The organism is thiotrophic endosymbiont of Bathymodiolus puteoserpentis (Logatchev) (assembly GCF_900127505.1).
Taxonomy (GTDB): Bacteria; Pseudomonadota; Gammaproteobacteria; order PS1; family Pseudothioglobaceae; genus Thiodubiliella.
Window position 1 is genome coordinate 1 of the sequence record NZ_UEXF01000034.1, and the last position, 13,591, is coordinate 13,591.

The 13,591-nt window shown below is 37.8% G+C and carries 11 protein-coding genes and 2 tRNA genes; 5 read left to right on the plus strand and 8 right to left on the minus strand.

All coding sequences use genetic code 11. The features are described from left to right. Window positions 1-207: 207 nt before the first annotated feature. From BHECKSOX2_RS05885 to pyrF, 5 genes are all read right to left on the minus strand, one after another. Entirely contained in the window at window positions 208-1,416 is a 1,209-nt protein-coding gene (locus BHECKSOX2_RS05885) for a type II secretion system F family protein (RefSeq protein WP_139682862.1), read from the minus strand. A gap of 5 nt (window positions 1,417-1,421) precedes the next feature. Beyond that, window positions 1,422-2,870, minus strand: a complete 1,449-nt coding sequence (locus BHECKSOX2_RS05890) for a GspE/PulE family protein (RefSeq protein WP_139682882.1) — start codon at window positions 2,868-2,870, stop codon at window positions 1,422-1,424. Next, window positions 2,863-4,827, minus strand: coding sequence for a type II secretion system secretin GspD (gspD, locus tag BHECKSOX2_RS05895; RefSeq protein WP_139682863.1), 1,965 nt, complete (start codon window positions 4,825-4,827; stop codon window positions 2,863-2,865). The genes BHECKSOX2_RS05890 and gspD overlap by 8 nt, the downstream gene beginning before the upstream one ends. 187 nt (window positions 4,828-5,014) lie before the next feature. Continuing rightward, window positions 5,015-5,091: transfer RNA gene (locus BHECKSOX2_RS05900), tRNA-Val, on the minus strand. Between the two features lie 23 nt (window positions 5,092-5,114). Beyond that, window positions 5,115-5,810, minus strand: coding sequence for an orotidine-5'-phosphate decarboxylase (pyrF, locus tag BHECKSOX2_RS05905; RefSeq protein ID WP_139682864.1), 696 nt, complete (start codon window positions 5,808-5,810; stop codon window positions 5,115-5,117). 144 nt (window positions 5,811-5,954) lie between these two features. Here pyrF and BHECKSOX2_RS05910 point away from each other — a divergent pair. The 5 genes from BHECKSOX2_RS05910 (at window position 5,955) to BHECKSOX2_RS05930 (ending at window position 9,684) form a co-directional block, all read left to right on the plus strand. Beyond that, a tRNA-Arg gene (locus BHECKSOX2_RS05910) sits at window positions 5,955-6,031 on the plus strand. Between the two features lie 15 nt (window positions 6,032-6,046). Further along, the gene (locus tag BHECKSOX2_RS05915) at window positions 6,047-6,439 is read left to right on the plus strand and encodes a GFA family protein (protein ID WP_139682865.1); all 393 of its coding nucleotides are present in this window, start codon (window positions 6,047-6,049) and stop codon (window positions 6,437-6,439) included. A 14-nt stretch (window positions 6,440-6,453) separates the two neighbouring features. Then, window positions 6,454-7,551, plus strand: coding sequence for a chorismate synthase (gene aroC, locus BHECKSOX2_RS05920; protein ID WP_090714786.1), 1,098 nt, complete (start codon window positions 6,454-6,456; stop codon window positions 7,549-7,551). 33 nt (window positions 7,552-7,584) lie between these two features. After that, window positions 7,585-9,108, plus strand: a complete 1,524-nt coding sequence (locus BHECKSOX2_RS05925; protein WP_090714783.1) for a SulP family inorganic anion transporter — start codon at window positions 7,585-7,587, stop codon at window positions 9,106-9,108. Between the two features lie 81 nt (window positions 9,109-9,189). Beyond that, window positions 9,190-9,684, plus strand: coding sequence for an Hsp20/alpha crystallin family protein (locus BHECKSOX2_RS05930; RefSeq protein WP_139682866.1), 495 nt, complete (start codon window positions 9,190-9,192; stop codon window positions 9,682-9,684). A gap of 30 nt (window positions 9,685-9,714) precedes the next feature. Here BHECKSOX2_RS05930 and queE read toward each other — a convergent pair whose 3' ends face one another. Genes queE through uvrB form a run of 3 tightly spaced genes read right to left on the minus strand, consistent with a single transcriptional unit; the run spans window position 9,715 to window position 13,576 of the window. Beyond that, window positions 9,715-10,353, minus strand: a complete 639-nt coding sequence (gene queE / locus BHECKSOX2_RS05935) for a 7-carboxy-7-deazaguanine synthase QueE (RefSeq protein ID WP_180323681.1) — start codon at window positions 10,351-10,353, stop codon at window positions 9,715-9,717. Further along, the gene (locus BHECKSOX2_RS05940; protein WP_139682868.1) at window positions 10,350-11,591 is read right to left on the minus strand and encodes a pentapeptide repeat-containing protein; all 1,242 of its coding nucleotides are present in this window, start codon (window positions 11,589-11,591) and stop codon (window positions 10,350-10,352) included. The genes queE and BHECKSOX2_RS05940 overlap by 4 nt, the downstream gene beginning before the upstream one ends. After that, the gene (gene uvrB, locus BHECKSOX2_RS05945) at window positions 11,588-13,576 is read right to left on the minus strand and encodes an excinuclease ABC subunit UvrB (RefSeq protein WP_139682869.1); all 1,989 of its coding nucleotides are present in this window, start codon (window positions 13,574-13,576) and stop codon (window positions 11,588-11,590) included. Before uvrB ends, BHECKSOX2_RS05940 begins: the two co-directional genes overlap by 4 nt. Window positions 13,577-13,591 lie beyond the last annotated feature (15 nt).

Genomic DNA, 13,591 nt, shown 5'->3' on the forward strand with positions numbered 1-13,591 from the left:
ATAAGACCTGCTATTAACAAAATAAAAACAATGGAAATTAAAGATTTTTGTTGTGTTTGGGTCATTTATTAATGTTGTGTGTGAAACATAAGATTTGTGTAGTATAACTTATAATTATTTGACTTGCAACAAATTAGAAAAAAAGTTAAATCTAGAATAAAAAACAACACTAACTTGACAGTAAACGCTATGCGTAAAGATTGCGCTCTATAGGGGAATTTGATTAAGCTCAAAAATTGGCAAAAGCATTGCCGCAACAATAAAGAGTACAATGCAACCCATAATTGCTATCATTATCGGTTCAAAAGCATTAACCAGTTTTGTGGTGTAGTGGTCAATTTCACTTTCTTGATTTTGTGCAACTTTATTTAGCATTTTTGCTAACTGTCCACTACTCTCGCCACTGGCAAGCATATAAAGTGTTATTGGCGGTAAGGCTTGATATTGTTTAAACGCTAAAAACAACGATGATCCTTCACGCACTTTTTCTCTGGCTTTTAAAATGGCTTGGCGCATTGGCAAGAAATTAAGCGCCATTGCTGAATTAGTAAGTGCGGTAATCACAGGTGCGCCACTTTCATACAATAATGCAAAAGTGCGTGCAAAGCGTATGGCATTGGTTGTGATTAATATTTTTCCAATCACAGGCATTTTGACCAATATGCTTTGTACTTTTACTTTAATACTTTGCTTTTTAAGTAAGAATCGACTGCCAAATATTAATACCAATAAAGTAATTAAGATTGTAAAAGAGTGCTTGGTTAAAAATTCATTGAGCTGAATGACAAAAACAGTAATCTCTGGTAATTGTTGACCAGAATCCTGAAAAACTGCTGCAATTTCTGGCACGACAAAAATCAAAAGCAAATAAACCACAGACATTGCAACAATAGAAACAACAACTGGATAAATCATAGCAGCAGAGACTTTTGCCCTGAAATGCTGTTGTTTCTCAATATCTATTGCTAACGCCTCTAACACACCACCTAAATTTGCACTTGCCTCGCCCAGTTCAACAGTTGCAATATAGTAATCTGGAAATTGCCCATAATTTGAACCCAATGATTTTGCCAAACTCTGCCCTTGTAAAATCTGTGAGTGGGTGTGTTTGATGATTTTTACAAGATGTTTTTTATGGTGATTTTGCAAAATTGTATTGAGCGCTTGTTCAACAGGAATAGAAGCTTGAATGAGTGAGCCTAATTGACGCGTTAACATAGCAATATCAGCCATACTTAAGTGCTTTTGAAATAGAAGTTTTGCTTTTTTTAATGGTTGTTTGCTGGATTTAATATTTAAAATAGTTAAACGCTGTTCTTTAAGCTGGGTGCGTGCGCTTTTAATATGGTCGCTCTCAATAAGCCCACTAACTTGCTTTTGTTTTTGGTTGATAGCTTGATATTCAAAAACAGGCATAAATTTTACAGGGAAACAACTCTAATCGCTTCATCTAGGCTACATTGCCCTTGTATTACTAGTTCTATAACTTGGTCTTTTAAGGTTAACATTTTCCCTTGAAGATGATCGTTTATTTGATTTTCATCAGCACCACTGTAAATCATTGCTCTAAGCTCAGTGTCAACAACTAATAATTCATACAAACCACTCCTACCTGAAAAACCACTATGATGACAATGCTCGCAAGATGAGGCGCTATAAATAACACTGGGCTTACCTAGGCCTAATTTTTCTTGTTCTTTTTCATTTGTTGTATGCGCTTGTTTGCACTCAGAACATAAGATTCTAATCAACCTTTGTGCTAACACGCCTGAGAGACTAGAGGCTAATAAAAACGGATCTACGCCCATATCTTTAAGTCGAATTATGGCGTCTTTAGCGCTATTCGTATGCAGCGTAGAAAAAACCAAATGACCTGTTAAGCTAGCCTGTACTGCAATCTGAGCAGTTTCTTTATCACGAATCTCACCCACCATCACAATATCTGGATCTTGTCGTAAAATAGCCCTTAACCCTTTAGCGAAAGTCATGTGGATACTATCATTAATTTGAGTTTGATTGATGCCATCAATATAGTATTCAATGGGATCCTCAATGGTGGTAATATTTCTTGATTGGTTGTTCAAAACACTAAGCGCCGCATAAAGCGTAGTGGTCTTACCAGATCCAGTCGGGCCAACAACCAAGATAATGCCACTAGGCTTTTGAATTAAGTCGTAAATTTTTTGATAGATTGCATCATCTATTCCAAGCTGTTTAAGTTGCAATCGCCCAAGTTGCTTATCTAGCAAGCGCATCACAACTTTTTCTCCCTTGCCAGATGGGATGATAGATACGCGTATATCAACTGCACGACCGCCTAATTGCAGTGAAATCCTACCATCTTGTGGCAAACGCCTTTCAGAAATATCAAGGTTGGCCATTACTTTAATACGCGACACCAATAAAGGGGCAATCTTTTGTTGTGGCTCTAGCACCTCTTTTAATAGCCCATCTAAGCGAAAACGAATACGAATACGGGATTCGTAGGGTTCAATATGAATATCAGATGCCCCCTGTAAAATAGCTTGTGCGCATAAAGCATTAATAAGACTAATAATCGGTGCTTGGTCATCAGAATCCAACAACTCTATTGGCTCAAATAACTCCATTGCAATATCATCTAAGGTTTTATCTTGTTCTATATCATGACTAAAATCTTGTAAATTGTTCAGCGCGCCACTTTCATAATGCGTTTGTATTTTCTGCATTAAAGATTCTTTCGGGATTTGTTCTAATTGAAATGCACCATATTTGCGTCTAATTTCTAATAAAGCAGAAGCATCAGGCAATACAGCGTAACTTAATGCGCCGTCTTCTAATAATAATTTAAATTTTTTGCTAAACAAATAAGGCAATGAAACATCACTCATATTCATACCAATTATCTTCTAAATCAATATCAACTTCTTGGTTGCTTTTATTATCTTCTAAATTAATACCGACCTTTTGGTTGCTTTTATTGTCTTTTTGAGTAGGCTTTATCTCTGCATTGGTTTTCTTTTTACCAGCGGCACTGTAATCTGGAAAAAGGTCATCAAAATGATCTTCCCCCATATTTTCTAGTATTCTCCTTGCTTGAATATAACTATATTTTTGTCGACTAATGTCATCTATATTATCTTTGGTAAGAATAGTAGGTCTAATAAAAATCAACAAATGTCGCTTCTCAGTTTTTTCGGTGTCATAACGAAACAAGTGCCCTAAAATAGGAATATCACCCAGCAAAGGTACTTTCATTTGCGTCTCACGCACAACATTGTCAATCATACCGCCTAAAACTAATATTTTATTATTCTCCACCATTACCGTTGTTTTGATTTTCCTTTTTGAGGTAATCACATCTACAGCACTAGAAGACGGCAACACATTAGAAACTTCTTGCTCTATTTTTAACTTAACCCCGTTACCTTCATTAATTTGAGGTCTAACCTTTAAAGTAAGTCCAACATTTTTACGCTCAAAATTTTGGAATGGATTGGAGTTACTACTACTCAGCTGTGTATTGGTAATAAAAGGCACTTCATTACCCACAACAATTTCAGCATCTTCATTGTCTAAAGTAACAATGGAAGGTGTGGACAAAATATCGGCATTGCCCATACTGTTTAGCGCATTAATAACCAAACCTAATGCATTGGTGATTTTGCCACTTGCGTCTTTACTATGGTTGCCAACAAGATAACTGGCACCAGATTTTAGTGAATTTGCAAATTTGCTCGGGTCAGACATATTTCCCAATAAAGCTGGTATTTGCCCATTAAAATCAATCAATCCAATACCATCACCACCAGCACCTAACCACTGAATACCTAATTCATTGGTATCTGAGGAAGTAATTTCAGCAATCACAGCTTCAATTAACACCTGTGCACGCTCAACATCAAGTTTATTGATAACTTTTTTAACGCTTAAAGTGATTGCCGCTGGTGCAGTTATAACAATAGCGTTGGTTGCCTCATCTGCTTGAATGTTAGTCGCTGACGCTGATTTGTTTTTCTGGGCTGTGCTAGCTATTTGTTTTGCAACACCTTGCAAAATAGGCAGAATACCTTTGGCATCAGCGTGCTTTAAATAAATGATTGAAGTAGAGCCAGACTCTCCTTGCTTATCCAGCTCGCTAATTAAAAACCTTGCTTTCAATCGTTTAGATTTATCACCACCAATGATAATTTGGTTGCTTTGTGCATTTGTGCTAATCGTCAACTTAGGATTTTTTCTATTTTTAATCAGCAATGAAGTTAATACACCTGCTAGTTCTGTTGCACTTGAATTTTTAAGTGAGATAATTTCATAATCATCGTCAACTTTCAGATCTAAGAGGCTGACCATATCCTTGATACGCTTAATACTAGCAGTACTATCTGTCATAATAATGCTATTAGAAGGTTGATAAGCAACCAGATACCCATGTGGAGAAGCCAAAGGGCGCAAGATAGCAACCAACTCCCTTGCTGCTACATTTTTAACCGCAAGAACCACACTAATGATTAAATCATCTGCAAGATGGTTGGGCGGTGTGTTTTTGGTGGCATTTTTTGGTAATATCTTATCAAAATCATCCCCTGGAATAATCACATAGCCATGCACTTGCAAAATAGATGCAAAAAACTGGTAAAGTTTTTCATCGTTAATATCTTGATTGCTCACTACATTGACTTTTCCTCTAACTCTAGGGTCAATAATAAAATTTTTATCCGTTGCTTGAGAGACCGTATTAATCAGTGTGCGAATATCGGTGTCTTTCAAATTAAGTGTTAATGCATGGACTGGAGATAGCACAAACAATAGCGTTAAAAAAACATAAATAAATTGATTTTTTTTGTTCATAATAAGGGCCTAAATTCAAATTTTAAGTGCAACTTTTTGTTGGATAATAATACCTGATTCAAACACCATTTTTGGTGTTTGATCGTTCAGACTCCTTCTTGGTCTATTATTCAACCAACATTTTTTTGAAATTTTTAAAACTTAAAAAAAAATACCGCTAAATCCATTAATATAGCGGTATACAAACTGGTAGTCGCGAGTGAATTCGAATCACCGACCCCTACCATGTCAAGGTAGTGCTCTAACCAACTGAGCTACGCGACTGTAAAAAGCAAAATTATACCGTCTTAAAAGCAGGTTTTAATAATATCTTGAATGTTGCTAGCAGCCTGATAAGGATTGTCAGCATTTTTAATAGGTCGCCCTACAACAATATAATCTGAACCTGATTTGAATGCAGTTGCCACATCAACTACACGCTTTTGGTCATCATCATTTGCCACAGGACGAATACCTGGTGTTACTGCAATAAGTTTATTGTCTACATACTCACGCAAGAATGGAACTTCAAGACCTGAGGATACCACACCATCACAACCCGCTTCAAAAGCCCGTTTGGCGCGAGAAATCACCAAATCTTGCACATTACAATCAAAACCCAAATCATCTAAATCACCTCTATCAAGGCTGGTAAGTACGGTAACTGCCAATATTTTAAGATCGCCTTTATTCTCCACTGCTTTTTCCATTAATGCTTGATTACCATGAATGGTAGCAAAAGTTGCGCCATATTCACTCAAGCGATTGATGGTTCTGCCCACAGTCTCCGGCACATCAAAAAATTTCAAATCAACAAATACTTTTTTGTCTTTGGCAATCAACCAGTCCATCAACTGAAAGTATTGCCCTGTCATTAACAGCTCCATACCGATTTTGTAAAAACGAACGCTATCGTCAAGTTGATTAACCAAATCCTTAGCTTGCGCTACCTCTGGCACATCCAATGCAAAAATAAGCCTGTCTTCAATCTTAATGTCTTTCATAATTTCCTTTTTCTACACCTTTGCCCAGTGCATAAATAAATGCCTAAATTATACTGTGCTTTTGCATAGGCTTGATCGCCAGATTTTTGATGCCAACATTATAGGTGTGCCGCATGAATAAATATTGTAAAATATCAGTAATTTGTCCTTGTGGCTCAGCTGGATAGAGCAGCCGCCTCCTAAGCGGCAGGTCAGTGGTTCGAATCCACTCAAGGACGCCAATAAAAGGAGTTAAAATGCATCAAGGTGAATGCCTGTGTGGCAAAGTTAAATTCCAAATTACGCAGAAAATTACAGATATTGCCCTGTGTCATTGTAGTGAATGTAGGCGTGTACAAGGCACTGCCTTTGCTACCAATGGCAATGTAGAAAGTAAAAACTTTAAATTTTTAAGAGGTGAGAATAACCTAACCGAATTTAAAGAAAATGACAATAAAAGCCGATTCTTTTGTCAATCTTGCGGTGCGCCAATTATGGCAAAACTTAAAAATAACCCTGATTACACAAGGGTTAGACTAGGGACAATTACAACTGATGTTGATGAAGCCATTGAAAAACATATTTTTACTCAATCAAAAGCAAGCTGGGATACTATCTGTGATGATATTCCGCAACACAAAGAATGGTAAATTAGGAGTGGCAAATGAGTGGCAATAGTATTGGCAAATTATTCACAGTAACCACTGCTGGTGAATCACATGGCGAAGCACTGATAGGTATTGTTGACGGTTGCCCGCCTAATATGGCACTTTCTGAGGCTGACTTACAAGGGGACTTGGATTTAAGAAAGCCAGGTACTTCACGCCACACAACACAGCGTCGTGAAGAAGACCTGGTAAAAATTTTATCAGGCACTTTTGAAGGCAAAACTACCGGCACACCGATTGCACTCATCATTCAAAACACCGATCAACGCTCTAAAGACTATGGCAATATCGCCAACACTTTCCGCCCTGGTCATGCGGATTACACTTACGAACAAAAATACGGCATTCGTGATTATCGTGGTGGAGGGCGCTCTTCTGCGCGTGAGACAGCGATGCGTGTTGCCTGTGGCGGTATTGCTAAAAAGTATTTAAAACAAGAATTTGGTATTGAAATTAAAGGTTATCTTGCGCAGTTAGGACCCATTAAAACAGAAACATTGGATTGGAATGAAGTGCATAACAACCCTTTCTTCTGTCCTGATGTGAGTAAAGTGACAGAACTTGAAGAGTACATGGACGCTTTAAGAAAATCAGGGGATTCCATTGGTGCGCGTATCAACATAGTTGCCAGCAATATGCCAGTTGGATTAGGGGAGCCAATTTTTGATAGATTAGAAGCTGATGTTGCGCATTCAATGATGAGCATTAACGCCGTTAAAGGCGTAGAAATCGGTGCTGGATTTGACTGTATTACCCAAAAAGGCACACAGCATCGTGACACTATTACCCCGCAGGGTTTTGCATCTAATAATGCGGGGGGCACACTTGGTGGCATTAGTTCTGGACAAGATTTGTTAGTTTCTATCGCACTCAAACCAACTTCAAGCTTACGCCTTCCAATCGGCAGTATCGACAAAGATGGCAAACCAACAAAGGTCATTACCAAAGGTCGTCACGACCCATGCGTGGGCATTCGTGCCACGCCAATTGCTGAGGCAATGTTGGCAATTACGCTGATGGACCATGTGATGCGCCAGCGTGCGCAGAATACAGGGGTGAAATCATCTACGCCTGCTGTTCCTGCAAGTAAATAAAAATATAACAACCATTAATACAAGGAAGGAAAAATGCTTTTTTCTCTAATCAACAAATACATCTCTATTAATCCAAAAAATGATATCCTATCAGGGTTAACCGTTGCGCTTGCCTTAGTGCCAGAGGCGGTTGCCTTTGCTCTACTGGCTGGTGTGGGTCCATTAGTCGGTTTGTATGCTGCTTTTACCATTGGTTTGGTTACTTCGATTATCGGTGGTCGCCCAGGTATGATTTCTGGTGCAACAGGTGCGATTGCTGTAGTGATTGGCACACTGGTGGCAGTTCATGGTGTGGAGTATTTATTTGCTGCAGTAGTACTCACAGGCCTTATTCAAATTGCTTTTGGCTTACTCAAACTTGGTAAATTTATTCGTCTCGTGCCACACCCTGTGTTTTTGGGCTTTGTAAACGGTATTGCGATGGTTATTTTTATCGGACAAATTAAACAATTTAAAATCGGCGATGCATGGATTACTGGCGAGCCATTAATGATTATGCTAGCTATTATTGCCGCTACAATGGCAATTATTTATTTATTACCAAAATTTACCAAAGTCGTGCCTGAAATTTTGGTGGCAGTTATCGTTGGTAGTTTAGCGGTGATTTGGCTTGGACTTGATACTCGCACAGTGGGTGATGTGGCTTCTATTAAAGGTGGTATTCCTGCTTTTCACATCCCTGATGTGGCGTTTAGTTTTGAAACACTAACAATCATTTTCCCTTATGCGCTTACCATGGCGTTAGTCGGCTTAATTGAAAGCTTGCTTACTTTGAACTTAGTTGATGACCTTACAGAAACCACAGGGCAGCCAAATCGAGAAAGTGTTGGTCAAGGTGTGGCAAATACACTAACAGGTCTATTTGGTGGCATGGGTGGCTGTGCAATGGTGGGCCAAAGTATTATTAATATTAAATCTGGCGGTCGTGGTCGTTTGTCAGGTATTGTTGCTTCAGTTGCATTGCTATTATTCATCCTTTATCTGTCTGAATACATTGAGATGATTCCAATTGCAGTATTGATCGGTGTAATGTTTATGGTGGTGATTGGCACCTTTGAATGGTGCACGCTAAGCTTGTTTGGCAAAATACCTGCATTAGACATTGTTACTGGTATTTCGGTGGCTGTTATTACTGTGTTGACTGACAACCTTGCATTAGCAGTGATTGTTGGTGTTATTCTGTCTGCCTTGTCTTTTGCTTGGGAGTCAGCCAGCAAGATTTTTGTTAAACAACATCAAAATGATAAAGGCAATAATGTCTATGAGGTGCACGGCACTTTGTTCTTTGCCTCAAAAGAGCATTTTCAAGAATTATTTAACCCTAAAGCAGACACCAATGATGTCTACATTGATTTTGGCAATGCTCGAGTGCTAGACCACTCAGCCATTCAAGCAATTGATAAATTGGCTATACGCTATAAACGCATTGGCAAAACATTGCACCTACAACACCTAAGTGCTGAGTGTCGATTGCTACTTAAAACCGCAAAAAACTTAGTAGAAGTCAATGTTTTAGAAGATCCTACCTACCATATAGCAGATGACAAATTAGCTTAGCACTTGAAATTTTAACTCAATATCCATATAATAAATATTGGAAATAAAAATATAAAAAAAACACCATTTGGAGGTAAAAATATGAAAAAAACATTAGCGATAACTATATTACTAACATCAACATTGCTTAACGCAACACATGGATCTCATCAGCCAAATTTCTTTAATCACCACCCTACATTTAACCAAAATTTCTGGCGTGACTTTAATCATCAATTCCAACAATTTAACCATCAAATGAAGGAACTTCAACACGATGCTCACGCTGTTAACACTTATTCAAAGCAGTACTTTGATAAGGCATCTAATCATTATGTTGTCAAGATTAAAACCCCAGGCATTGATAAAGTCAACTTTAACATCTCGACTGATAAAAACAACTTGATTATCAAAGCCAAACAAAATTCAAAGAGTGGCAATAGAAGCTCATCAAGCTATTTCTCGCAAGTCATTTCTATTCCCAAAGATGGCGATGCGGACAATGTTATGACAGAGTTCAAAGAAGGTATATTAAAGATATCAATCCCAAAACTTGACAAACCCAAGCCTCAGACTAGAAAAATAACTATCCAATAAAAGGAAAAAGCAAAGAAAGCCTGACTTTCTTCATTTGCCCTTTTCGTCTCCCCAAAGGAGCTTGTGCAGTTGCACTTGCAAACGCACATTGAGCTGCCCATCTAAGATCCACTGTGCCAACTGGGCAGGCTCAATAGCATCAAAAACAGAGGAAAACAACACTTCTGCTTGCGTTGGATATTTGCTTAAAAATTTCACACTCCAATCAAAATCAGCCTTTGAGCCGATGACAAACTTTAATTGATCTTTGGTTTCTAATTTTTCTATGTTGTCGTATAGGTTTTTATCCGATTCGTTTGATGAGGGAGTTTTAATATCCATCACAATGGATACACCTGGATTAATATCGGCAATATCAATACTGCCACTAGTCTCTAATGACACCTGATAATTTTCTTTAACCAACCTATCCAGCAAAACATAGCAATTAATTTGTGCTAAAGGCTCGCCGCCTGTGACACAGACAAACTTAGTGTTGTACTTTTTAACCTTAGCGAGTATGGCGTCAATACTAAGTGGATTATTACCTTTAAAGGCATACTCAGTATCGCAATAACTGCATCTGAGTGGGCAGCCTGTGAGGCGTACAAACACGGTAGGCAAGCCCACTTCTCGTGCTTCGCCTTGCAAGGAATAAAAGATTTCGTTAATATTAAGTTCAGTATTCATAATGTGCGTGAGAATTTTCTAAAAGATTTAATCATTTCGTAAATTAATACAACTTGTAATATTTTATAAAAGAAAAATAAGTATCTATCTACATCACTCACAGAGCTAAATATCTTATCAATATCGTAACTCAATGGTGAGACAAAATCAACAATAGTTTTTGCATCGTAATTAAAGCCGTTAATCAAAACATAAAACAACATAACAACACCAACAAAGCGCATTATTGAGAGAATAACATTCGTTCCAAAAGCACTTACCCAAGACTCAAAAGTTAAAACAAATCTATCTGATAAATTTTTATTTGTTTTATTTTCTCTTAACGCTTTTAAGTGAATTTGGTATTCTTGTGTGTGAAATTCTAAGGCTTTAATTTGATCATTTTGTTTGAGTGCAACATTTTTAAGGGTTAAAAAGGTTTCTCGATTGTCTGAACTAAACTTTATATTGTCATATCCCATCCTATCAATAATCGTATGCTTTAAATCAAGATTGATGTTCTCAACATCTGGAAAATTCAATAAATTGTTAAATATAGCACCAGTAAAATCAACTTTTTTAGAAAACTTTGGTAAATATAAAATATCAGTAAACGATTTATTGTTGCTAACAGTCTGGACTCCAAAATCAACCCTATCGTTAAATATTGTATCAAGAAACTTGACTTCATCGTTAAATATTGTATCAAAAAACTTGACTTCATCGTTAAATATTGTACCAAGAAACTTGACTTCACCACTAAATTCTGCACTATTAAAACTAACCCCTTTATTAAATTTTGCGAGATTAAAACTAGTTTCTTTGTTAAACTTTGCTATATCAAATTTAGTAAATTTAGTAAATTGAGCACTATTAAAACTAACCCCTTCCTTAAATGTAGCATCAATAAAAGTAGCTTTCTCATTAAATATTGCGCCATCAAAAGTAACTTCTACAAATGTATCACCGTGAAATCTTATATCTTTTAAAAAAATACAATGTTCAAAATTACTGTAGTGGTCTTCATCGCTACCACGGTGTCGACTACTAATTTGTTCATCATTTTCAATTAAATAATAAACGCAATCGTCTTTACATACCTTTCTTTCTCCATTATCTAAATCACCTCCATATATTATGCTAGTTTCTGGTCTATTGTTAGTGATTGGATATTCTTGATAAGAGTTATCATTGTATTTAAAACGCAAATACTCTGGATTACCCGTAGGAATTTCAACGCTTGTTAGTATTTTGTTCATAATAAAAACTGCCCTTGTTTAAGTGCTTTAATTTGGTTGCGTACATCAGCAGCTTGTTCAAATTTGAGCTCTTCTGCAAATTGATACATTTGTTTTTCTAAGGTTTTAAGTTCTTTTGCAAGCTGTACAGGGGTTAATTTTGCTACCGTTTGTGTGTCATATTCCCCTTCAGAATCTGCCACTCTTGCATCGGTGTCTAAAATATCAACAATCGGTTTAACCACGCCTTTAGGCGTAATATTATTGGCTTCATTGTGGGCCTGTTGTTTTTTGCGTCTTCGGGTGGTTTCGTCCATTGCCCTTTGCATGGAATTGGTAACCCTATCAGCATACAAAATCGCATGGCCATTGATGTTTCTCGCAGCACGCCCCATGGTTTGAATCAAGGAGCGCTCAGAGCGTAAAAAACCTTCTTTATCCGCATCTAAAATTGCCACTAAAGACACCTCAGGTATATCTAAACCCTCTCTGAGTAAGTTGATACCTACTAATACATCAAACACACCTAGGCGCAAATCACGAATAATCTCTACCCGCTCAACGGTATCAATATCAGAGTGTAGATATCGAACTTTAACATTGTGCTCATTGAGATAATCACTGAGTTGCTCGCTCATTCGCTTGGTTAAAGTCGTTACCAAAACTCGCTCACCAACTGCCACACGCTTGTGTATTTCACTGAGCAAATCATCAACTTGTGTCTCAATAGGGCGCACTTCAATCTCAGGGTCTAACAAGCCTGTGGGGCGCACCAATTGCTCGGCAATCACGCTAGAAACATCCAGCTCATATTGTGCAGGTGTGGCTGAGACTAAAATACATTGATGGATTTTATCCTCAAACTCACTAAATTTTAATGGGCGATTATCCAGTGCTGAAGGCAGCCTAAAACCAAAATCAACTAGCGTTGTTTTACGCGCCCTATCGCCGTTATACATACCGCCAATCTGGCTTGCACTCACATGTGACTCGTCTAAAATTACCAGTGCATCTTCAGGTAGATAATCTAGTAGTGTCGGTGGTGGTTGCCCTACTTTTCTACCTGAAAGGTAGCGTGAATAATTCTCAATACCATTGCAATAACCGAGCTCACGCATCATTTCAATATCCATATGCACTCGCTGTGTTAAGCGTTGTTCTTCGACCAGTTTATTGGCTGATAGCAATTCCTTGCGACGCACTTTAAGCTCATCTTTGATGTCATCCAACATATTTAGAATCTTAGACTTAGGCGTCACATAATGTGTTTGTGGATATACCGTTATTCGTTGTAATAGTTTAAGTTTTTCACCAGTGAGTGGGTCAAACCAATAAATTGCTTCAATCTCATCGTCAAACATCTCAAGTCTTAGGGCTTGCTCTTCCGAGTCTGCGGGGAATATATCAATCACCTCACCCTTCACTCTAAAATGCCCGCGTGTCAAACTGACATCATTACGCGTATATTGCATTTGCGACAAGCGTGACAAAATTTCACGCTGATTGATGACCTCACCCACGCTCAAATGCAATAACATTTGCATATAACTTTCCGGGTCCCCCAAACCATAAATTGCCGAAACACTGGCAATAATAATAACATCCTCTCTCTCCAATAAAGCCTTGGTCGCTGAGAGGCGCATTTGCTCGATTTGTTCGTTAATTGATGAGTCTTTCTCAATGTAAGTGTCGCTCGCTGGCACATATGCCTCAGGTTGATAATAATCATAGTAAGAAACAAAGTATTCCACTGCATTATTCGGGAAAAACGCCTTCATCTCGCTGTATAGCTGCGCTGCAAGCGTTTTGTTTGGCGCCATAATTAAGCTCGCTCGTTTGGTTTGCTTAATCACATTTGCCAAAGTGAAAGTCTTACCCGAACCCGTTACACCCAAGAGTGTTTGAAACTTTTCTCCAGCATTAACGCCATCAACCAAGGTTTTAATTGCTTGTGGTTGATCCCCCATTGGAGAAAAATTAGATTCTAATTGAAATTTTTTACCCACTACGCTGATTTTTGA